Origin of the sequence: Vibrio hepatarius (assembly GCF_011806575.1) — a bacterium.
Taxonomy (GTDB): Bacteria; Pseudomonadota; Gammaproteobacteria; order Enterobacterales; family Vibrionaceae; genus Vibrio; species Vibrio hepatarius_A.
Window position 1 is genome coordinate 1 of sequence record NZ_JAATOO010000016.1, and the last position, 22,306, is coordinate 22,306.

At 48.0% G+C, this 22,306-nt stretch carries 16 protein-coding genes and 2 tRNA genes; 4 read left to right on the forward strand and 14 right to left on the reverse strand.

Going from position 1 to position 22,306, the window contains the following annotated elements; translation table 11 throughout:
- The 12 genes from HCZ42_RS13520 to pncC form a co-directional block, all read right to left on the reverse strand.
- Positions 1-77 (reverse strand) — tRNA-Arg (locus tag HCZ42_RS13520).
- A gap of 62 nt (positions 78-139) precedes the next feature.
- Positions 140-232 (reverse strand) — tRNA-Ser (locus tag HCZ42_RS13525).
- 183 nt (positions 233-415) lie between these two features.
- Positions 416-613, reverse strand: coding sequence for a carbon storage regulator CsrA (gene csrA / locus HCZ42_RS13530; protein ID WP_004415691.1), 198 nt, complete (start codon positions 611-613; stop codon positions 416-418).
- 92 nt (positions 614-705) lie between these two features.
- The gene (locus tag HCZ42_RS13535; protein ID WP_167421189.1) at positions 706-1,893 is read right to left on the reverse strand and encodes an aspartate kinase; all 1,188 of its coding nucleotides are present in this window, start codon (positions 1,891-1,893) and stop codon (positions 706-708) included.
- Between the two features lie 197 nt (positions 1,894-2,090).
- A complete protein-coding gene (gene alaS, locus HCZ42_RS13540) occupies positions 2,091-4,673 on the reverse strand; it encodes an alanine--tRNA ligase (RefSeq protein WP_167421190.1) in 2,583 nt (860 codons plus the stop codon).
- A 307-nt stretch (positions 4,674-4,980) separates the two neighbouring features.
- Positions 4,981-5,736, reverse strand: a complete 756-nt coding sequence (gene cobA, locus HCZ42_RS13545; protein WP_167421191.1) for a uroporphyrinogen-III C-methyltransferase — start codon at positions 5,734-5,736, stop codon at positions 4,981-4,983.
- A gap of 81 nt (positions 5,737-5,817) precedes the next feature.
- Positions 5,818-6,663, reverse strand: coding sequence for a formate/nitrite transporter family protein (locus HCZ42_RS13550; RefSeq protein WP_167421192.1), 846 nt, complete (start codon positions 6,661-6,663; stop codon positions 5,818-5,820).
- Positions 6,664-6,777: 114 nt separating this feature from the next.
- Positions 6,778-7,101: a nitrite reductase small subunit NirD gene (gene nirD, locus HCZ42_RS13555; protein ID WP_167421193.1), complete on the reverse strand. Its 324-nt coding sequence runs from the start codon at positions 7,099-7,101 to the stop codon at positions 6,778-6,780.
- Positions 7,102-7,114: 13 nt separating this feature from the next.
- Complete coding sequence (gene nirB, locus HCZ42_RS13560) at positions 7,115-9,670, reverse strand: nitrite reductase large subunit NirB (protein WP_167421194.1); 2,556 nt, start codon at positions 9,668-9,670, stop codon at positions 7,115-7,117.
- A gap of 230 nt (positions 9,671-9,900) precedes the next feature.
- Entirely contained in the window at positions 9,901-10,356 is a 456-nt protein-coding gene (gene recX, locus HCZ42_RS13565; protein ID WP_167421195.1) for a recombination regulator RecX, read from the reverse strand.
- Between the two features lie 85 nt (positions 10,357-10,441).
- Positions 10,442-11,488 (reverse strand): recombinase RecA, encoded by a 1,047-nt coding sequence (gene recA / locus HCZ42_RS13570; RefSeq protein WP_167421196.1) that lies wholly within the window; start codon positions 11,486-11,488, stop codon positions 10,442-10,444.
- A 197-nt stretch (positions 11,489-11,685) separates the two neighbouring features.
- The gene (gene pncC / locus HCZ42_RS13575; protein WP_167421197.1) at positions 11,686-12,171 is read right to left on the reverse strand and encodes a nicotinamide-nucleotide amidase; all 486 of its coding nucleotides are present in this window, start codon (positions 12,169-12,171) and stop codon (positions 11,686-11,688) included.
- A gap of 83 nt (positions 12,172-12,254) precedes the next feature.
- On the opposite strand from pncC, the gene mutS reads away from it, so the two are divergent.
- Complete coding sequence (gene mutS, locus HCZ42_RS13580) at positions 12,255-14,819, forward strand: DNA mismatch repair protein MutS (RefSeq protein ID WP_167421198.1); 2,565 nt, start codon at positions 12,255-12,257, stop codon at positions 14,817-14,819.
- 57 nt (positions 14,820-14,876) lie between these two features.
- Here the strand turns inward: mutS and lptG are convergent, their stop codons facing one another.
- Both lptG and lptF read right to left on the reverse strand, forming a co-directional pair.
- Positions 14,877-15,947, reverse strand: coding sequence for an LPS export ABC transporter permease LptG (gene lptG / locus HCZ42_RS13585; protein ID WP_167421199.1), 1,071 nt, complete (start codon positions 15,945-15,947; stop codon positions 14,877-14,879).
- Between the two features lie 3 nt (positions 15,948-15,950).
- Positions 15,951-17,051, reverse strand: coding sequence for an LPS export ABC transporter permease LptF (lptF, locus tag HCZ42_RS13590; RefSeq protein ID WP_167421200.1), 1,101 nt, complete (start codon positions 17,049-17,051; stop codon positions 15,951-15,953).
- A gap of 191 nt (positions 17,052-17,242) precedes the next feature.
- Here lptF and pepA point away from each other — a divergent pair, with 191 nt between their 5' ends.
- From pepA to HCZ42_RS13605, 3 genes are all read left to right on the forward strand, one after another.
- On the forward strand, positions 17,243-18,751 hold the full coding sequence (gene pepA / locus HCZ42_RS13595) for a leucyl aminopeptidase (RefSeq protein WP_167421201.1): 1,509 nt from the start codon (positions 17,243-17,245) through the stop codon (positions 18,749-18,751).
- Between the two features lie 61 nt (positions 18,752-18,812).
- Positions 18,813-19,262, forward strand: a complete 450-nt coding sequence (locus tag HCZ42_RS13600; RefSeq protein ID WP_167421202.1) for a DNA polymerase III subunit chi — start codon at positions 18,813-18,815, stop codon at positions 19,260-19,262.
- Between the two features lie 171 nt (positions 19,263-19,433).
- Entirely contained in the window at positions 19,434-22,292 is a 2,859-nt protein-coding gene (locus tag HCZ42_RS13605) for a valine--tRNA ligase (protein ID WP_053410570.1), read from the forward strand.
- Positions 22,293-22,306 lie beyond the last annotated feature (14 nt).

Genomic DNA, 22,306 nt, shown 5'->3' on the forward strand with positions numbered 1-22,306 from the left:
TGGCGCGTCCTGGAGGATTCGAACCTCCGACCGCCTGGTTCGTAGCCAGGTACTCTATCCAGCTGAGCTAAGGACGCGCAATGCCTATTCTTTCACGAGGAAAGTGTTTTAAGCGATGCTCCGAAGAGCGTTGCAAGAATGGCGGTGAGGGAGGGATTCGAACCCTCGATACGGCTACAAACCGTATACTCCCTTAGCAGGGGAGCGCCTTCAGCCTCTCGGCCACCTCACCGTCTTGCGGAGGCACATATTACGATTTACCAAAAATATGTCAAACATTTTCTTGGCAAAAATAGCAAAAAGTCTTCCAACCGTTGGCTATTTAATCAAAGCGGTGCTAATTCGTTCTTTTCGTAAAAAATATAGGCCTTTAGATAGCAAAAAGGCTGACAAAACTGTCAGCCTCTCTGTGTAATTAGTAGTTGCCAGACGCAACGTTACCATTACCTTTTTCTGCTTGAATGCGCATGTAGATTTCTTCACGGTGTACAGAAACTTCTTTCGGAGCGTTAACACCGATACGTACTTGGTTACCTTTAACACCTAGTACTGTTACTGTTACTTCGTCACCGATCATAAGAGTTTCGCCAACGCGGCGAGTTAAAATTAGCATTCTGTGCTCCTTGAGTAATCTCTGATTTATCTTGCTACTAGGTTATTATCCAACAAAAGTTATATTTTCGTAAACTCTATTCTTGAGCCAAATCAGCCTAAAAAGGCGTGTTTTTGTTGGCAATCGTGTGCCTGTGCAGAAGTGATGTACGCATCATGCAGTATGTTAGCCGCTTTGTCGACACTATCAGGTGGCAACACGAGCATGAGTGACTGTGGATTCACCGCAAAATGCTGAACCTTGATATCTTGCTCCGATAGCAAGCTATAAGACTCTTGAATCAATCCTTCGACCAATAGACCAACTGTTGTCAGTAGGCTGACCATTTCACTATTGCGGATTTTTTCACCAAACACCAGTTCCAACTTGGCATAAGCGTCGTGTTTTATTACTACACCTACCCATTCTGTCTGCTCGATCACATTCCAGATAGTGATACCAAGCATTTGGCACTGTTTTTCCAACCCACACAGAGACTCTTTTTCAACTTTAATCAAACACATATCGCGCTGAATTGCTACACCGCATACGGCACTACGGCATTCTTCACCTTTGACTAGGCTGCCATTATTGTCATCAAAAGTTGATAGTACACGCAGCGGTACGTTGTGGTGCCATGCGTATTGGACTGACGGCAAGTGTAGAACTTTTGCTCCTTTGCGTGCCATTTCTTCCATTGAAGGAAAATCAATCACTTCAAGTTTCTTTGCTGTTGGAACGACTCGCGGGTCACATGTGTAGATGCCGTCCACGTCAGTAAAAATTTGGCATTCATCCGCTTTTAATGCACCTGCCAAAGTGACTGCGCTGGTATCCGAACCACCTCGACCTAGCGTAGTGATATCCCCATTTTCATTGATACCTTGAAAGCCAGCGACAATCACCACTTGGTCTTGCGCTAATAGCTCTTCGATCGTTGATGTATCAATATCTTTAATCGTTGCGTCATTGTGTTGGTTGTCTGTCACAATGTTCGCTTGTGCTCCGGTAAGTGAACGCGCGGCATAACCCAGTTTGTTGAGAGTCATTGCCAGCAGTGCCATCGATACTTGTTCACCAGCAGAGAGCAAAACATCAAGTTCTCGCGCAGTTGGCACACTGTCTACTTGCTTTGCCAACTCCATTAATCGATTTGTTTCGCCAGACATTGCAGAAACAACTACGACAACCTGATTGCCATCATTTTTCGCCTTAATGATGTGTTCAGCTACTTTGTGGATTCTTTCTACTGAACCCACCGAGGTTCCGCCAAACTTTTGCACGATAAGGGGCTTTTTCACCAGTCTTCACCTTCCCAAGACCAAAGTCTCATTCGGACCGCATTCAATCGATTGAATAATGTTTGCGGTCGTTATAACAAAAACCAAGTGGCTTAACTGCTCTGATTAAAACATCAGCAATTAAACCACTTGGTCGATAGAAAAAAATTACGCCCAATCAAAAAATTGATTGAGCGTATGATTTTATATAGTCAGCGTTATAGGCGTTCTTCTAGCCATGGTTGTACTGACTTGATTGCTTCTGGAAGCGCTCCAACATCGGTACCACCGGCTTGTGCCATGTCTGGGCGACCACCGCCCTTACCGCCGACTTGCTCAGCAACCATCTTCACTAGGTCCCCTGCTTTTACTTTACCAGTCAGATCTTTAGTTACACCCGCGATCAGGCCAACTTTCTCGCCAGTCACGTTAGCAAGGAGTACAACACCACTGCCCATTTGGTTCTTGATGTCGTCAACCATAGTGCGTAGGTTTTTACTGTCTGCACCATCAAGAGCCGCAACCAAGACTTTTACGCCGTTGATTTCTTGCGCTTTACCCATGATGTTTGCACTTTCAGCCGCTGCGATCTTGTCTTTCAGCTTCTGCACTTCTTTCTCAAGTGATTTCGCTTTCTGCGCCGATTCCGCCAGTTTCTCTTCGAACTTAGCTTGCTGCGCTTCGATAGCATCAAGCGCCGCTTCGCCCGTCACCGCTTCGATACGACGGATACCAGCCGCGATACCACCTTCAGAGGTAATCTTGAATAGACCGATATCACCCGTGTTTGACGCGTGGATACCACCACAAAGCTCGGTAGAGAACTCACCCATCGAAAGTACGCGAACTTCGTCGTCGTACTTCTCACCAAATAGAGCCATGGCGCCTTTTTGCTTCGCAGACTCGATATCCATGATGTTGGTTTCAATCACGTGGTTGCGACGAACTTGAGCATTCACTAGACGCTCAACTTCTTTCAGTTCTTCGGCTGTTACCGCTTCTAGGTGTGAAAAGTCGAAACGTAGATTTTCAGGCTTCACTAACGAGCCTTTCTGCGTGACGTGCTCGCCCAATACTTTACGCAGTGCCGCGTGAAGCAGGTGAGTTGCAGAGTGGTTTAGAGAGATAGCCGCACGACGCTCAGCGTCAACTAGTGCTTCAACCTCATCGCCTTTGGCTAGTACGCCTTCCGCTAGAACACCGTGGTGTGCAATCGCGTTACCTAGCTTTTGCGTATCTTCTACTTTGAATAGGCCTGATTGCGTTTTCAGGACACCAGTATCACCACACTGACCGCCTGACTCCGCGTAGAATGGCGTTTCGCCTAGGATAACAATCGCTTTGTCACCCGCAGACAGAGATTCCACTTCTTCGCCTTCGACAAACATTGCCGCCACTGCGCTGTTACCTGCCGTCGCTGCATAGCCGCAGAATTCACTCTGTGCGTCTGTTTTGATCGCTGCATTGTAGTCAGTGCCAAATTGGCCTGCTTCACGAGCGCGCTGACGCTGCTGTTCCATCGCTTTTTCGAAGCCTGCTTCGTCAATGGTAAACTCACGTTCACGTGCAACGTCGTTAGTCAGGTCAGCTGGGAAGCCGTAGGTATCGTAAAGTTTAAATACGGTTTCGCCGTCTAATTCTTTGCCTTCTAGGCTATCTAGCGCTTCGTTCAGAATCGCCATACCGCGTTCTAGAGTGCGGCCAAAGTTTTCTTCTTCAATACGTAGAACTTTTTCAACCACCGCTTGTTGTCTCGATAGTTCTTCACCAGCGGTGCCCATAACCTCAGCCAATACGCCAACCAGTTTATGGAAGAATGCGCCTTGTGCACCTAGCTTGTTGCCGTGACGAACTGCGCGGCGAATAATACGGCGTAAAACATAGCCACGACCTTCGTTTGATGGCATTACGCCGTCAACGATTAGGAACGCACATGAACGGATGTGGTCCGCAATTACTCGTAGAGATTGGTTAGATAGGTCTTCGTAGCCAATAACGTCAGCCGCTGCTTTGATTAGCTTTTGGAATACGTCGATTTCGTAGTTTGAGTGTACGCCCTGCATGATCGCAGAAATACGCTCAATACCCATACCTGTATCTACCGATGGTTTTGGAAGTGGTTCCATGGTGCCGTCTGCGTGACGGTTGAACTGCATGAATACGTTGTTCCAGATTTCGATAAAACGGTCACCGTCTTCTTCAGGTGTACCAGGGCGGCCGCCCCAGATGTGTTCACCGTGGTCGTAGAAGATTTCAGTACATGGACCACAAGGACCAGTGTCACCCATCTGCCAGAAGTTATCTGACTCGTAAGGTTTACCGCCTTCTTTATCACCGATGCGAACGATGCGGTCAGCAGGGACACCGATTTTCTTGTTCCAGATATCAAACGCCTCGTCGTCTGTTTCGTATACCGTCACAAGTAGACGGTCCGCTGGTAGTTGTAGAACTTCGGTCAAAAACTCCCAAGCAAACGCAATCGCGTCTTCTTTGAAGTAATCGCCAAAGCTGAAGTTACCCAGCATTTCAAAGAAAGTATGGTGGCGAGCAGTAAAGCCAACGTTTTCTAAATCGTTGTGTTTACCACCAGCACGTACACAGCGTTGGGCCGTAGTTGCTCGAGTGTAGGCGCGTTTTTCTAAACCTAAGAAACAATCTTTAAATTGGTTCATACCTGCGTTAGTGAATAGCAGGGTTGGGTCGTTATGCGGTACTAACGATGAACTTTCTACGATTTGGTGTCCTTTGCTTTCAAAGAACTTGAGGAACGCGTTACGAACCTCATCAGTGCTCATGTACATGCAGCTCTTCCTGAAAATAGTCGAGTTAGAATTTTGCCGTATTGTAGATCAAGCAATCAGCTACGACTAGTTTTCTTGTAGAAAATACCACACTAAGAGTAAATATCGCGTCAAATCAAAATATAAGCGTTTTAGCCTGCCGCGGAGCCAAGAAAATTACGCAATTTGATCGAACAAGTCGCAGGCGAGATGCACCGAAAATCATCGGCAATGGGTGAAAGAATAAAATGCAAACCACGCTTTAGTCGGCGCAGAAACCAAAACCGCCCATGAGCGCCAGTTTGCATTGGGGAAACATGTTGGAAAGCTAGAACCACTTAAGCTTGTTGTGCAATGATGTCACGCTGCCAACCACAATTAACGCTGGACTGACGGCTTGTGTGGCTAGCTCCGCGAGCTCGCTCAATTTACCGGTTAAAACGCGCTGTTCACGACGGGTACCATTTTCGATAATCGCACACGGCATCTGCTGATCAATACCATTGCTCATCAACTGCTGCGCGATGTAACCACTTTGCTTCAGCCCCATGTAGAACACTAAGGTATTGTTCGACTGCGCCAGCGAATGCCATTCAATCTCTTGACCATCTTTTTGAATATGACCAGTAATAAACTGTACGCTTTGCGCGTGTTCTCGGTGAGTCAGCGGAATCCCCGCATACGCGGTCGCCCCTGCAGCGGCGGTAATACCGGGGACAACTTCGAAATCGATATCGTGCTCTGCGAGCTCTTCGAGCTCTTCCCCGCCTCGACCGAAGATAAACGAGTCACCGCCTTTGAGACGCACGACTTTATTGCCTGCTAGCGCCTTATCCACCAGAATTTGATTGATTTGATCTTGCGGCACACAGTGATAATCCAACTTTTTACCGACGTAGATCATCTCAGCTTTGGTTGATGCCAAAGACAAGATCTCCGCAGAAACCAAACGATCGTACACCACCACGTCCGCTTGTTGGATCACTCGGTAACCTTTCACGGTCAATAAGTCCGGATCACCTGGTCCAGCACCAACCAAAGAGACAAACCCGCGCGAAATGGTAGAAGATAAGTGTGCAGTCATAATATCAACGCCTTTAGATAAAGAAGCCGTTGTTCAAGCCACCAGCCGTGGCTTGAACGAGGATTGCTGTATTGGATGGTGTTATTTACTCAGTTGTGGCTGTGCTGCAGTTGCAGAGCGGTTGCTCAATGCTGGAGCCGTCTTTGCGTGAGTCAAGTACAGCGGAATGCAAGTGAAGAGCAAGCCGCCAACGATGTTACCCAAAATAGTTGGGATTAAATTGAAGTTGAGCCAAGTTGCGATACCGAAATCCGCACCTAACATCATGCCTAATGGGAACAAGAACATGTTCACCACCGTGTGCTCGAACACCAAAGCAAAGAAGATAAAGATTGGTAGCCACATTGCCGCCACTTTGCCCGCCACGGTGCGCGCCGTCATATTGCCGATCACGCCAAGGCAGACCATTAAGTTACAGAAGATGGCTCGCACAAAGCAGGTAATCCACCCGTCAAAACCAAGGTTTTCAAATCCAACGGTGCGAGCGGTAGAGACTTTGATAAACGTTTGGCCGACTGCGTTTGGTTCAACACTGAAATTCATGGTGAGTGAAACGGCAATCAGCGCCGCAACAATCAGAGACCCAATCAGGTTACCTAACCCGACCAAGCCCCAGCATCGTAGAATGCGCCCCCAAGTGATGCCTGAGCGACTTTCAAATTTTGCCAGTGGCGCTAGACCAAATACCCCTGTTACTAAGTCGTACCCCATTAAGCTAAGGATACAAAAGCCCACCGGGAACACTAACGCGCCCACCAGACCAATACCGGTTTGAGTGATCGCAGTGATCGCCACAACCACCGCCAAAGAAAGAATGATGCCCGCCATGGTGCCGCGTAAGATCAGATCGCGAGTGCTGGTTTTTACTTTCGCCTCGCCAACGTCAATCATTGTTTGTACAAATTCTGCGGGTTTTAAATCCGACATATGCTTATCCCTACCAAAAAGTGAAATTTAAAAGTGAAAATTGAATAGTGAAAGGCTCGCTGCTTATCTACTGTCGAAAAACAGCAAGCCTTTAAGCTATTTAATCTCCAGCGGTTAAGCAGCGACCTCCACTGCCCCTTTCACCACACGCGCTTTGTAAGCTTTGACGTTAAATTGCTCGTCTTCCATGCATACACCCGTTGTGAGGTTAAAGCGTTGCTTCTTGAGCGGGCTCGCTACCCAAAGCTCACCTTGGTGCTGACAGATTAATCCGCGCGACAACACATTGGATTGGAAGTAAGGATCGGTATTACTAATCGCATACACTTCTTCCGAATCAGTTGGACGGAAAATTGCGACTTGTTCACCATTAACCAGCGCACAAACACCCGTTCCTGGGATCATGTCTTCGATCTTGCAGACTTTTTGAAATGCCATGTGTGTTCTCCCGCTATACCGCGTCTACATGAAGGATATCGCCCTTCACTTGTGGATGTTTTTCAGTGAATGTTGCCGGACGATGCTGCTCACGAGCCGGAACAAAAACGACATTTTCATCACGTTGATCCGAGTTGATGAAGTGCGCAAAGCGCTTAAGTTGCTCTTGGTCATTGATGGTGTCAGTCCATTCACAGCGGTACTCAGCAACCAATTTCGCCACGTCAGTTTCCAATTGCTCGTTGATGCCCAGCTTGTCTTCGACAATCACCTCTCGTAAGTAGTCCACGCCACCTTCTAAGTTTTCCATCCACACAGATGTGCGCTGCAGAGGTGCTGCAGTGCGGATGTAGAACATCATGAAGCGGTCGATGTATTTGATCAGCGTTTCTTGGTCTAGGTCACTGGCGAGCAAATCGGCGTGGCGCGGCTTCATACCACCGTTGCCACACACATACATGTTCCAACCAGCGTCAGTGGCGATGATGCCAAGGTCTTTGCCTTGCGCTTCTGCACATTCACGCGTACAGCCAGACACACCAAACTTCATTTTGTGTGGGGTGCGAATACCTTTGTAGCGGTTCTCAATCATCACACCTAAACCCACTGAGTCTTGAACCCCGTAGCGGCACCATGTCGAACCGACACAGGTTTTCGCCATACGCAGTGCTTTGGCGTAGGCTTGACCTGTTTCGTAACCCGCAGCAATCAGCTTTTTCCAAATTTCTGGCAAGTCATCTTTCTGCGCGCCGAACAGACCGATACGCTGCGCACCGGTGACTTTGGTATAAAGGTTGTACTCTGCGGCCACTTCAGCCAGCACTTTTAACGCTTGCGGCGTGACTTCGCCCCCAGCCATACGCGGAATTACCGAATAGGTGCCATCTTTTTGCATATTGCCGAGGAAGTTGTCGTTGGTATCGTGAAGCTTGACCAACTCTGGCTTGAGGATATGTTCACCCCAGCATGACGCCAGAATGGAACCTGCAAGTGGCTTACACACTTCACAACCGTAACCTTGTCCATGCTTGGCCAGCAGTTCGTCAAAAGTCTTGATTTCTTCGATACGGATAAGATGGAATAGCTCTTGGCGCGAGTAAGCGAAGTGTTCACACACATCGTTTTTCACTTCGACACCCGCTTTGGCAAGTTCCGCGTTGAGTACCGAGGTCACCAATGGAATACAACCACCGCAACCTGTGCCTGCACCGGTGACAGCTTTAATGTCACCGATGGAGTGGTGTCCGTCGGCGACGGCTTGAGCGATCTTGCCTTTGGTGACATCGAAACAAGAACAGATCACCGCAGTGTCTGGCAGCGCGTCTGCGCCTAAGGTCGGTTTTTCTGCGCCTGCGTGTGCAGGAAGAATCAAACTATCCGGATGCTCAGGTAGGTCAATGTCATTTAACATCAGTTGCAGCAAGTCACCATAGTCAGACGTATCACCGACCATCACGGCACCCAGCAGCTTCTTGTTGTCCTTTGAAACAATCAGACGCTTGTAGACCTCTTGCTCTTCGTTTTGATAAACGTAGCTCTTACAACCTGGTGTACGACCGTTGGCATCACCAATCGACCCGACTTTGACGCCCAGTAGTTTGAGCTTGGCCGACATATCAGCCCCTGCAAACTTGCTATCGTTGCCAAGCAGGTGGTCAACCGCCACCGTCGCCATTTTGTAGCCCGGAGCGACCAACCCGTAGAACATCTTGTTCCACGAAGCACACTCACCAATCGCGTAAATGTTTTCGTCAGTCGTTTGGCAAAAATCGTTGATTTCAATACCACCGCGAGGCGCAATGCCTAACCCCATCTGGCGAGCTAATTTATCTTGCGGACGAATCCCTGCAGAAAAGACAATAAAATCTGTCTCTAACTCACTACCATCCGCAAAGCGCATGACGTTACGCGCTGTTTTACCTTCCGAGGCGATTTCGAGAGTGTTTTTGCTGGTGTGAACTTTAACCCCCATACGCTCAATCTTTTGGCGTAATTGGTCACCACCTGCTTGGTCTAACTGTTCGGCCATCAATTTTGGCGCAAACTCAACCACGTGAGTCTCAACGCCCAGCGCTTTTAGTGCACCAGCCGCTTCTAAGCCCAACAAACCACCACCGATAACCACGCCACTTTGACTCTTCTTAGCACACGCTTCGATCGATTTAAGGTCTTCAATGGTGCGGTAGACGAAGCAATCTTTGCTCTCGTTGCCTTTAATCGGCGGTACAAATGGGTAAGAACCCGTTGCGAGGATGAGTTTGTCGTAGTGAACTTCTCGACCACTGCTAGAGTGAACGATCTGTTTTTCGCGGTTAATGTTAATCGCGCGCTCGCCGATCAAGACATTGATGCCATGCTTGTCGTAGAAACCTTCTTTGACTAATGAGAGTTCGTCTGCAGTGTGATGAGAAAAATAAGATGAAAGGTGGACGCGGTCATAGGCGACGCGCGGTTCTTCGCAGAAGACAGTAATCTCATACCGAGAAGCATCCGTCTTCTCTACTAGGTCTTCGATATAACGGTGACCCACCATCCCGTTACCAACAACGACCAGCTTCAACTTGCTCATAATACTTCCTAAGGGTTAGGTATTTATCTGAGCCAATTGTTAATTGTGAAAGAAAATTAATACATGATGTAAATCAATTACAATTTCAAACTACCCTAAAGGGGTAGATAAACGTTTTCCTTGTCTTTTACTGTTATTTATTTACAAAAACTTAAATAACTAGTAATTAAACTAGCATAGACATAGGTTTATATTTTTGCGGATTCAAAACCGTATTGCAGCCGTTACGCTTACTCTTTTCCGAGCGCGTAAGCAATCTGTTCAAAACAGTAACCTCGGTACTGTAAAAAGCGAACTTGTTTAGCGTACTCTTTCTGATCCTGCGCTTTTACCCCTTTAAACTTTTTCTCCGCGGCTTGCTTTGCTAGCTCGAACCAGTCCTGCGGTTCTTCCTCTAACGCCTGTTCAATCACCGACTCAGCCACGCGCTTCTGGTTCAACTCTTGCCTGATACGTCGTTCGCCGTGGCCTTTATAAACATGCTGACGGATCTGGCTTTTAGCGTAGCGAAGATCATCCAGATAATTATGATCAAGACAAAAGTTCACCGCTTGCTGGATATCGTCTTCGCTGTACCCTTTTGCTGCCAATTTCTGGTACAGCTCATATTCACCATGGTCCCGACGACTCAGCAACTGCATCGCGGCTTCTTTACTTGAGAGGGTTGGTGGTTTGCGTTGAAACATCTTGGCTCCAGAGGCTTTCCTTTGGTGTATATACAACAAAGCCCTGCATGTGCAGGGCTTCTCAAATAATAACTGACTAGTTAGATTATAGCTCTTCTTGCTCAGGCATCTGACCAAGCTCAGCATCCTCTGGCTGAATTTCAGCTGGAGATAGCAGCATTTCACGCAGTTTCGAATCAATCGCTTTTGCCGCTTCAGGATTTTCACGTAGGTATTTACCCGCGTTCGCTTTACCTTGACCAATCTTGTCGCCATTGTAGCTGTACCATGCACCCGCCTTCTCAATTAGCTTGTGCTTCACACCTAGGTCGATTAGCTCACCTTCACGGTTGAAACCTTGGCCGTATAGGATCTGAGTTTCTGCTTGCTTAAACGGTGCTGCAATCTTGTTCTTAACCACTTTGATACGGGTTTCGTTACCCACAACTTCGTCGCCTTCTTTGATAGAACCAGTACGACGGATATCAAGACGAACAGACGCGTAGAATTTCAGTGCGTTACCGCCAGTCGTTGTTTCTGGGTTACCAAACATCACACCAATCTTCATACGGATTTGGTTGATGAAGATACACATACAGTTAGACTGCTTTAGGTTACCAGTTAGCTTACGCATCGCTTGAGAAAGCATACGCGCCTGAAGACCCATGTGGCTGTCGCCCATTTCACCTTCAATCTCTGCTTTCGGTGTCAATGCCGCTACCGAGTCCACGACCATGACATCGATAGCACCTGAACGCGCTAGCGCGTCACAGATTTCTAACGCTTGCTCACCAGTGTCTGGCTGAGACACAAGCAACGCATCGATATCAACGCCTAATTTCTTCGCGTAAACAGGGTCAAGTGCGTGCTCTGCATCGATGAAGGCACAAGTTTTACCTTCGCGCTGAGCAGCTGCGATAAGCTCAAGAGTTAGAGTTGTTTTACCTGAAGATTCTGGACCGTATACTTCAACGATACGACCCATTGGAAGACCACCAGCACCTAGTGCGATATCCAAAGAAAGTGAACCAGTCGAAATAGTTTCTACATCCATTGCGCGGTTATCACCAAGGCGCATGATAGAGCCTTTGCCGAATTGCTTTTCAATCTGACCTAGCGCAGCGGCGAGCGCTTTCTGTTTGTTCTCGTCCATCACTTTCTCCAAATATTTCATCAATGGCTTGATGAAAATGAATTCTTCTGTTCAAACTTCGGGCTACCCCGAATAATCTATGAAAGCCATTATACTGTTGATTCATACAGTGTCTATAGCTGTATGGATTTTTTTTAGAATTAGATGATATCTATCTAATTTTTAATGTATTTTAATTCGCAAGCATCGTGGTTAGTTCAAAACTTTAACTTTTCATACAGTACTTTTAGCGCGGTTTCGACAGCCTGGTGGCGCACTTGTTCTCGGTCGCCATCAAACATAAACGTTTCGATCTTTAACCAACCCTTTTTATCTGCCCAAGCAAAACAGACCGTGCCTACTGGTTTGTCTGCGCTACCACCACCCGGTCCTGCAATGCCACTGATCGACACTCCAATATTCGCTCGCGAATGCGCCAACGCGCCCAGTACCATCTCTTCAACGGTTTGTTCGCTTACTGCACCATAGTGTTGCAAAGTGCTTTCCCTAACACCAAGCATCTCCATTTTGGCTTCATTGCTGTAGGTGACAAAGGCGCGGTCAAACCAAGCAGAACTTCCCGCAATATCTGTCACTGCCGAAGCAACGCCCCCACCAGTGCACGACTCTGCCGTAGTGAGTATTAATCCGTGTTGATGAAGTAATTCCCCTAACTGCTGAGACAAATTTTGTAGTGATTCCACGCCAAACTCCTTATTGCATCTTTTCGCTTAATAGCTATTCACGTATCCTAAGCCGCAATAGAAATAAACGAAAGAAGTTACCCGTGAAAGCTGAACAAAAACATACACCCATGATGCAGCAGTATCTGAAGCTTAAGGCCGAAAATCCGGACATTTTGCTGTTCTACCGGATGGGTGATTTCTATGAACTTTTCTATGATGACGCAAAACGCGCGTCTCAGTTACTTGATATTTCCTTAACCAAGCGCGGTGCATCGGCAGGTGAACCGATCCCGATGGCGGGTGTCCCTTTCCACGCAGTAGAGGGCTACTTAGCCAAACTGGTGCAACTTGGAGAATCGGTCGCGATTTGTGAACAGATTGGCGATCCCGCCACCAGCAAAGGTCCGGTTGAACGTAAGGTAGTCCGGATTGTTACCCCAGGTACGGTGACCGACGAGGCGCTGCTGTCTGAACGTCTGGATAACTTGATCGCCTCAATCTACTACCACGACGGTAAATTTGGCTATGCGACGTTGGATGTGACCTCCGGTCGTTTCCAATTAATGGAACCAGAAACCGAAGAAGCAATGGCGGCAGAACTGCAACGCACCGCGCCACGAGAATTGCTGTTCCCTGAAGATTTTGAACCCGTACATCTAATGGCGTCGCGTAACGGAAACCGCCGCCGCCCAATATGGGAATTCGAACTGGATACCGCCAAACAACAACTTAACCAGCAATTTGGCACTCGTGATTTAGTCGGCTTTGGTGTTGAACACGCCAATCTTGGCCTGTGCGCTGCGGGTTGTTTGATTCAATACGTTAAAGATACCCAGCGCACCGCGCTGCCACATATCCGCTCGTTAACCTTTGACCGTCAAGATCATTCGGTGATCCTCGACGCGGCAACCCGTCGTAACCTCGAAATCACGCAAAATTTGGCGGGTGGCACTGACAATACCCTTGCGGAAGTGCTCGACCATACCGCAACGCCGATGGGCAGTCGTATGCTCAAACGCTGGCTACATCAACCGATGCGCAATATCGACACTCTTAACCAGCGCTTGGATGCGATCAGCGATATCAAAGAGCTGGCGGTTTTCGCCGACTTGTATCCGGTACTAAAACAGATTGGTGATATCGAACGTATCCTCGCTCGATTGGCTCTGCGCAGCGCAAGACCACGTGATATGGCACGTCTGCGCAATGCGATGCAGCAACTGCCAGAACTGGCGGAAGTGATGAATTCACTCTCTCATCCTTACCTGAAAAAGCTGGCGCAATACGCGGCACCAATGGATGAAATGTGCGAACTATTAGAACGTGCGATCAAAGAAAACCCACCGGTTGTGATTCGTGATGGTGGCGTGATCGCCGAAGGCTACAACGAAGAGTTAGACGAGTGGCGTAAGCTGGCGGATGGCGCAACCGAATACCTCGACAAACTCGAAGTCGAAGAGCGTGAACGCCACGGCATTGATACGCTTAAGGTCGGTTACAACAACGTTCATGGTTTCTTTATTCAGGTCAGCCGTGGACAGAGCCACCTTGTACCACCTCACTACGTGCGTCGTCAGACGTTGAAAAACGCCGAGCGTTACATCATTCCTGAGCTCAAAGAGCATGAAGACAAGGTGCTCAACTCTAAGTCTAAAGCGCTGGCGTTAGAAAAACGCCTGTGGGAAGAGCTGTTTGACTTGATGATGCCACACCTAGAACAGATGCAGAATTTGGCGTCTGCAGTGTCACAAATCGACGTACTACAAAACCTCGCAGAGCGCGCCGACAGTCTTGACTACTGCCGCCCAGTGCTAACCAAAGACGCGGGTATCCATATTCAAGCCGGTCGTCACCCAGTGGTTGAACAGGTATTGGATGACCCGTTTATTGCCAACCCAATCGAGTTGAATCCGCAACGCAAGATGCTGATCATTACGGGTCCCAACATGGGTGGTAAATCAACCTATATGCGTCAAACCGCGTTGATTGCATTGATGGCTCATATCGGCTCCTACGTACCAGCCGAGTCGGCGCAAATTGGTTCCATCGACCGTATCTTTACCCGTATTGGCGCGTCAGACGACCTTGCCTCAGGACGTTCAACCTTCATGGTAGAAATGACCGAAACCGCCAATATCCTCCACAACGCGACTGCGAACAGCTTAGTGTTAATGGACGAGATTGGTCGTGGTACCAGTACCTATGATGGTTTGTCTCTTGCTTGGGCAAGCGCAGAATGGTTAGCAAAAGAGCTGGGCTCGATGACGCTGTTCGCCACCCACTACTTTGAGTTAACCGAACTGCCAAGCCTGCTGCCCAACTTAGCCAACGTTCACCTCGATGCGGTGGAACACGGTGACAGCATTGCCTTTATGCATGCGGTGCAAGAAGGCGCGGCAAGCAAATCATACGGTCTGGCGGTGGCTGGATTAGCGGGTGTACCGAAGAGCGTCATCAAAAACGCACGTGCGAAACTGAATCAGCTAGAACAGCTCAGCGTAGCCAAAGAGCCATCATCAAATGGCTCGGGCGTAGATATTGCCAACCAGTTGAGCTTAATCCCTGAGCCAAGCGAAGTCGAAGAAGCGTTGGCGAACATCGACCCAGACGACCTTACGCCTCGCCAAGCATTGGAAGAGTTGTATCGATTGAAAAGACTGCTTTAAAAACAAAAAAACGGCTGCCACCAGGCAGCCGTTTTTATTTCTATCTATGCGGTGTATTTATAGTTTTCTGCGTAGCAGCATTAGCGCCAAACCAAGGAACACCAAGCTCGGCATCAAAGCACCAAACACAGGTGGAATGCCGTATACCAAGGTCAATGGACCAAAGAACTCACTCGATATATAGAAAGTAAAGCCCGCAACCACACCAGAGAGCACCCGCGCGCCCATACTAACGCTACGCAATGGACCAAAGACGAAAGAGAGCGCCAATAGCATCATGACACCGATAGAAAATGGCTGGGTGACTTTGCGCCAGAATGCCAGCTCATAGCGAGAGACATCTTGTTCTGACTCTTTTAGATAGGTCACGTAGTCGTACAGACCACTCAGCGGCAGTTCTTCTGGTTTCACCGTTACCACAGCAAGCTTGTCAGGTGCTAACGAGGTGTGCCACTCCATTTCATCAACATCACGTTTAACGATTTGCGTTTCATCCGCCATATCGGTGATCTGCACGTCGCTCATCATCCAGTTGTTGTCTTGTTGGTAGTTAACCTCTTTAGCGAACACCACCGATTGCAGCTTTTTGTTCTCGTCGAACTGCCACATGTTTAGGCCATAGAGCTTGTCTTCATCAACTTTACCAATAAAGATAAAGTTATTCGCATCCCGCGCCCATACCCCGGCTCGCACCGATGCAAGGTTACCGCCGGATAACGCAAATGCTCGCAAGTCTCGCGCCATCTTCTGTGCTTCTGGAGCGCCCCATTGACCAAGCGCCATCACGATCAGCATTAAAGGGACCGCGGTTTTCAACACCGACATGCCGATATCTAACTTCGAGAAACCCGCCGCTTGCATCACCACAAGTTCCGAACTCGACGCCAACATCCCCAAACCGATCAGTGCGCCTAACAGCGCTGCCATCGGGAAGAACATTTCGATATCACGCGGGATACTCAGCAACACAAAATACAACGCGTGCAGCAAGTCGTAAGCGCCCTTACCGACTTTGCGTAGCTGTTCAACGTATTTGATGATCCCTGAAAGGCCAATGAACGTTGCTAAAACCAGCGCTGTGGTAGAGATAATCGTTCTACCGATATAAAGGTCTAAGATTTTAAACACAGCTTACGCGAGCCTCTTCTTACGGAATTTTTCTTTGAGTTTTCTGGCTGACACGCTATCCATCAAATTGGCGAGAATAGCCACAATCAGCAGCAGCGCGTTGATCGGCCACATACCAATCGATGCAGGGATATCTTCGTTTTCAATCGCAGATTTCGTTGCACTGATCGCCAAGAAGTAAGCCAAATAGATCAGGATTGCTGGACCCATTTTTGCAAAGCGACCTTGACGTGGGTTAACCGCCGACAGCGGAATCACCAACATCGTCAGCAAAGGAATACAAACGAACAGCGACATACGCCAATGCAGTTCCGCCTGTGCTTCTGGGTCTGGATTACCGACCAAGTCTAAGGTTGGATACGCTTCCCAATCACGACCTTTTTGTTTTACTTCACGCTGGCCAATCACACCTTCGTATTCATCAAACTTAGTGATCATATACTCAACGCGAGTCGGCACTCCCTCGTAGCGGGTACCGTCTTGCATAACGATCAACTGTCGCCCATCAGCAAGCTCTTTGACTTCACCAGATGAAGAAAACATCACACTCGGCAAAATTGAGTCTCTAGGTCTCATTTGAGCAACAAAGACGTTATCCAACGAGTTTCCTTTAATATCGTCAATAAAAACGATAGAAGAGCCGTCTGGCGTGCCTTGAAACTGGCCTTTTTTCAACAAATCAACGCTATTTTCCGCTTCGACTTGTTCCAGCAATTGTTCAACTTTGTCTTGTGACCACGGCGACAACCAAAGTGCGTTAAACGCGGCAATACCCGAGGTTAAGATCGCTAGGTATAACGCGGCTTGCACCAAGAATTTATTCCCAATACCAGTCGCATTCATGACGACAATTTCACTTTCAGCGTATAAACGGCCAAAAGTAATCAAGATCCCGATATACAAACTCAAAGGCAGCATTAATAGTCCCATTGCAGGCATATTCAACCCTACGATGGAAAAAATCAGTCCTGCTGGAATATCACCACCTGAAGCATCAGCGAGCACACTGATAAACTTCTGACTCACAAATACCAAAAAAAGCACGAAAAATATCGCTAACTGGCTCTTGAGTGTCTCGCGGATCAAATATCTAACAATAATCACGCTGAAATTACCTATACAAAACTTGTTTTTTTAATTGAATCACTATAATTTCCCGTTGAACGTTTTATTTTTAAATTTTTTGGCTAACTGTTAACGCGTTTATTTAAAGTCAGTTCCGGTAGCGGACTCAACAAGTAAGACGCCATTATCTAACATTTAGTTCTATTTGTCTTTAGGATGTAGGAGTACGCATGGAGTTCAGTGTAAAGAGTGGTAGCCCAGAGAAACAACGTAGCGCATGTATCGTTGTCGGTGTGTTTGAACCACGTCGTCTTTCTCCGGTTGCTGAACAGCTAGATAAAATCAGCGATGGCTATATCAGCTCACTACTTCGCCGTGGTGATCTAGAAGGAAAACCGGGGCAGATGCTACTGCTTCATCAAGTACCAGGTGTTCTATCTGAGCGCGTTTTACTCGTAGGTTGTGGTAAAGAGCGTGAACTGGGTGAGCGTCAGTACAAAGAGATCATTCAAAAAACCATTAACACGCTTAACGAAACAGGTTCAATGGAAGCGGTATGTTTCCTCACTGAACTGCACGTTAAAGGCCGCGATACATACTGGAAAGTACGCCAAGCGGTTGAAGCGACAAAAGATGGCCTATACACCTTTGACCAATTCAAAACGGTTAAACCAGAAACTCGTCGCCCACTACGTAAACTCGTATTCAACGTACCAACGCGTCGCGAACTGAGCTTGGGCGAGAAAGCGATCACTCATGGCCTCGCGGTCTCGTCGGGCGTGAGAGCGTCGAAAGACCTAGGCAACATGCCACCAAACGTTGCAAACCCAGCATATCTTGCATCTCAAGCACGTCGCCTAGCTGACGACTACGAAACCGTAACGACGAAGATCATCGGTGAACAAGAGATGGAAAAACTGGGTATGACGTCATACCTAGCAGTCGGTCGTGGCTCTAAGAACGAGTCGATGATGTCTATCATGGAGTACAAGGGCAACCCAGATTCAGATGCAAAACCAATCGTGCTGGTGGGTAAAGGTCTGACTTTCGATTCAGGCGGTATTTCACTTAAGCCGGGCGAAGGCATGGACGAAATGAAGTACGACATGTGTGGTGCGGCTTCAGTATTCGGTACGATGAAAGCCCTAGCAAAACTGAACTTGCCTATCAACGTTATCGGCGTATTGGCTGGCTGTGAAAACATGCCGGGCAGCAACGCATACCGCCCTGGTGACATCCTAACCACGATGTCTGGTCAAACGGTTGAAGTATTAAATACCGACGCAGAAGGTCGCTTAGTACTGTGTGACGCCCTCACTTACGTAGAGCGTTTTGAGCCAGAGTGCGTGATCGACGTTGCGACACTAACAGGCGCGTGTGTTATCGCACTGGGTCACCACATCAGCGGCGTTGTATCAAACCACAACCCACTGTCTCACGAACTAATCAACGCTTCTGAGCAAGCAAGTGACCGCGCATGGCGTCTACCGATGGCAGACGAATACCACGAGCAGCTAAAGAGCCCGTTTGCTGACATGGCAAACATCGGTGGCCGCCCTGGTGGTACTATCACTGCAGGTTGTTTCTTGTCGAAGTTCGCGAAGAAATACAACTGGGCACACATTGATATCGCAGGTACTGCGTGGAAGTCTGGTGCAGCGAAAGGCTCTACCGGCCGTCCGGTCTCAATGCTAGTCCAATTCTTATTGAACCGCAGCGGCCATGAGACTGAGGAATAATATTCCAACAACAAAAAAGGGCCGCAAGGCCCTTTTTTCATATCTTGGGTGAGAGAACCGTATGCCAAATGCCACTTTTTACATCGTCAACGACGACACGCCTCAAGCACAAAGCGAAGGCTTTCTCGCGTATGTGGTGTTTCTGGCTCAGCACTTTGCTAAGCAAGGCGCTAAGGTATACATCAACGGCGACAACCAAATACAGGCAGAGCAGTTAGCCGAGCTGTTTTGGCAAATCGAACCGGAACAATTTATCGCCCATAACCTTGTTGGTGAAGGTCCCAGATACGCCACCAATATTGAAATCGGTCATCAAGGGGTAAAACCTTCTTGGAACCGTCAATTGGTAATTAATTTGGCTGAAAATGAGACAACCTTTGCGAACAAGTTTGCCGAAGTGGTAGACTTCGTCCCTTGCGAACAAAAAGCTAAGCAGCTCGCAAGAGAAAGATATAAAATCTATCGTCAAGCTGGCTATCAGCTACAAACGATAGAGATTGCACACAACTAACGGTCAATCCTTATAGTTAAGGCGATCTTGGCTAAGATCCCTCACTTATAAAGATTGACTTAGAAATTAACCAGAAACTAGACAAGATTTCCTCTAAATAATTGAGCCTAGGCTTTGCGAAAGCAGTTAACGCCGCTATTAGCCCAAGTATGACGAGGAAAAATGAGCGCTATGGAAAAGACATACAACCCAACTTCAATTGAACAAGCGTTATACCAAGCTTGGGAAGAGAAAGGCTACTTCAAGCCACACGGTGACACGACTAAAGAATCATACAGCATTATGATCCCGCCACCGAACGTCACTGGTAGCCTACACATGGGCCACGCATTCCAAGACACCATCATGGATACACTGATCCGTGCTGAGCGTATGAAGGGTAAAAACACCCTTTGGCAAGTGGGTACTGACCACGCGGGTATCGCTACACAGATGGTTGTTGAGCGTAAGATCGCAGCGGAAGAAGGCAAAACGAAGCACGATTACGGCCGTGATGCGTTCATCGACAAAATCTGGGAATGGAAAGGCGAGTCTGGTGGCACTATCACTAAGCAGCTACGTCGCCTTGGCGCATCGGTAGACTGGGATCGTGAGCGTTTCACGATGGACGACGGTCTGTCTAACGCGGTTCAAGAAGTGTTCGTGCGTCTGTACGAAGAAGATCTGATCTACCGCGGTAAGCGTCTGGTTAACTGGGATCCAAAACTGCACACAGCGATCTCAGACCTAGAAGTTGAGAACAAAGATAAAAAAGGCCACATGTGGCACTTCCGTTACCCGCTAGCAGACGGCGTTAAAACAGCAGATGGTAAAGACTACATCGTTGTGGCGACGACTCGTCCAGAAACTATGCTAGGCGATACTGGTGTTGCGGTTAACCCAGAAGATCCTCGTTACAAAGATCTGATCGGTAAAGAAATTCTACTTCCTATCGTTGATCGTCGCATCCCTATCGTGGGTGACGAGCACGCGGATATGGAAAAAGGGACGGGCTGTGTGAAAATCACACCTGCGCATGACTTCAACGACTACGAAGTCGGTAAGCGCCACCAGCTACCAATGATCAACATCCTAACCTTTGACGCGAACATTCGTGATGCTGCTGAAGTGTTTAACACCAACGGCGAAGCAAGCGACGCTTACTCAACTGAGATTCCAGCTAAATACCAAGGCATGGAGCGTTTTGCTGCGCGTAAAGCGATCGTGGCAGAATTTGAAGAACTTGGCCTACTGGACGAAATCAAAGATCACGACCTAACCGTTCCTTACGGTGACCGTGGTGGCGTGGTTATCGAACCGATGCTGACTGACCAATGGTATGTACGTACTGCACCTCTTGCAGAGACAGCGACCAAAGCAGTTGAAGACGGCGAAATCCAATTCGTGCCTAAGCAATACGAAAACATGTACTTTTCTTGGATGCGCGACATTCAAGACTGGTGTATCTCTCGTCAGCTTTGGTGGGGTCACCGCATCCCAGCATGGTACGACAACGACGGCAACGTCTACGTAGGTCGCACTGAAGAAGAAGTTCGTGCTAACAACAACCTAGCACCAGTTGTGGTTCTACGCCAAGACGACGATGTACTGGATACTTGGTTCTCTTCAGCGTTATGGACGTTCGGCACTCAAGGTTGGCCAGAGAACACCGACGATCTGAAAACTTTCCACCCTTCAGACGTACTCGTCACTGGTTTCGATATCATCTTCTTCTGGGTTGCTCGTATGATCATGATGACGATGCACTTCTGTAAAGATGAAAACGGCAAGCCACAAGTACCATTTAAGACGGTTTACGTAACAGGTCTAATCCGTGACGAAAACGGCGACAAGATGTCTAAGTCTAAGGGTAACGTACTTGACCCAATCGACATGATTGACGGCATCGACCTAGAATCTCTGGTTGAGAAGCGCACTGGTAACATGATGCAGCCTCAACTTGCAGCGAAGATCGAAAAGAACACGCGTAAAACATTTGAAAACGGTATCGAACCATACGGTACAGACGCGCTACGTTTCACGTTGGCAGCAATGGCTTCTACTGGTCGCGATATCAACTGGGATATGAAGCGTCTGGAAGGTTACCGTAACTTCTGTAACAAGCTATGGAACGCAAGCCGTTACGTACTGATGAACACAGAAGAGCAAGATTGTGGCTTTGGCGCAGGTGAGATTGAATACTCACTGGCAGACAAATGGATCGAATCTCAGTTTGAACTGGCAGCAAAAGAGTTCAATGCTCACCTAGACAACTTCCGTCTGGATATGGCAGCGAACACGATTTACGAGTTCATCTGGAACCAATTCTGTGACTGGTACCTAGAGCTAACGAAGCCTGTTCTGTGGAAAGGTAACGAAGCGCAGCAACGTGGTACGCGTCGTACGCTAATCACAGTGCTTGAGAAGACACTTCGTCTGGCTCACCCAGTGATTCCATACATTACCGAAACGATTTGGCAAAGCATCAAGCCACTAGTTGATGGCGTTGAAGGCGACACGATTATGCTTCAAGCGCTTCCTCAGTTTGATGAAGCAAACTTCAACCAAGAAGCACTTGATGACATCGAATGGGTGAAAGCCTTCATTACTAGCATCCGTAACCTACGTGCTGAGTACGACATCAACCCAGGCAAGCCACTTGAAGTGATGCTGAAAGCAGCTAACGAGAAAGACGCGGCTCGTCTAGAAGCGAACAAGCAAGTATTGGTTTCTCTAGCGAAACTTGAGTCAGTACGTGTACTGGCAGCAGGTGAAGAAACACCAGCGTGTGCAACGGCACTGGTTGCGAAGTCTGAACTGATGATTCCAATGGCGGGTCTAATCGACAAAGACGCTGAGCTTGCTCGTTTGGATGGCGAAATCAAGAAAACTCACGGCGAAATCAAACGTATCGAAGGTAAACTGGGTAACGAAGGTTTCGTTGCAAAAGCACCTGAAGCGGTTGTTGCAAAAGAGCGTGAGAAGCTAGAAGGTTACAAAGAAACTCTGGCTAAGCTTGAAGAGCAGAAAACGACTATCGCAGCGCTGTAATAGCAGTGACTGAA

Bases quoted from the DNA above. Each gene is read 5' to 3' on its own strand.
- csrA (WP_004415691.1), bottom strand. From the start codon at position 613: ATGCTAATTTTAACTCGCCGCGTTGGCGAAACTCTTATGATCGGTGAC.
- alaS (WP_167421190.1), bottom strand. From the start codon at position 4,673: ATGTACATGAGCACTGATGAGGTTCGTAACGCGTTCCTCAAGTTCTTT.
- cobA (WP_167421191.1), bottom strand. From the start codon at position 5,736: ATGACTGCACACTTATCTTCTACCATTTCGCGCGGGTTTGTCTCTTTG.
- HCZ42_RS13550 (WP_167421192.1), bottom strand. From the start codon at position 6,663: ATGTCGGATTTAAAACCCGCAGAATTTGTACAAACAATGATTGACGTT.
- nirD (WP_167421193.1), bottom strand. From the start codon at position 7,101: ATGGCATTTCAAAAAGTCTGCAAGATCGAAGACATGATCCCAGGAACG.
- nirB (WP_167421194.1), bottom strand. From the start codon at position 9,670: ATGAGCAAGTTGAAGCTGGTCGTTGTTGGTAACGGGATGGTGGGTCAC.
- recX (WP_167421195.1), bottom strand. From the start codon at position 10,356: ATGTTTCAACGCAAACCACCAACCCTCTCAAGTAAAGAAGCCGCGATG.
- recA (WP_167421196.1), bottom strand. From the start codon at position 11,488: ATGGACGAGAACAAACAGAAAGCGCTCGCCGCTGCGCTAGGTCAGATT.
- pepA (WP_167421201.1), top strand. From the start codon at position 17,243: ATGGAGTTCAGTGTAAAGAGTGGTAGCCCAGAGAAACAACGTAGCGCA.
- HCZ42_RS13600 (WP_167421202.1), top strand. From the start codon at position 18,813: ATGCCAAATGCCACTTTTTACATCGTCAACGACGACACGCCTCAAGCA.
- HCZ42_RS13605 (WP_053410570.1), top strand. From the start codon at position 19,434: ATGGAAAAGACATACAACCCAACTTCAATTGAACAAGCGTTATACCAA.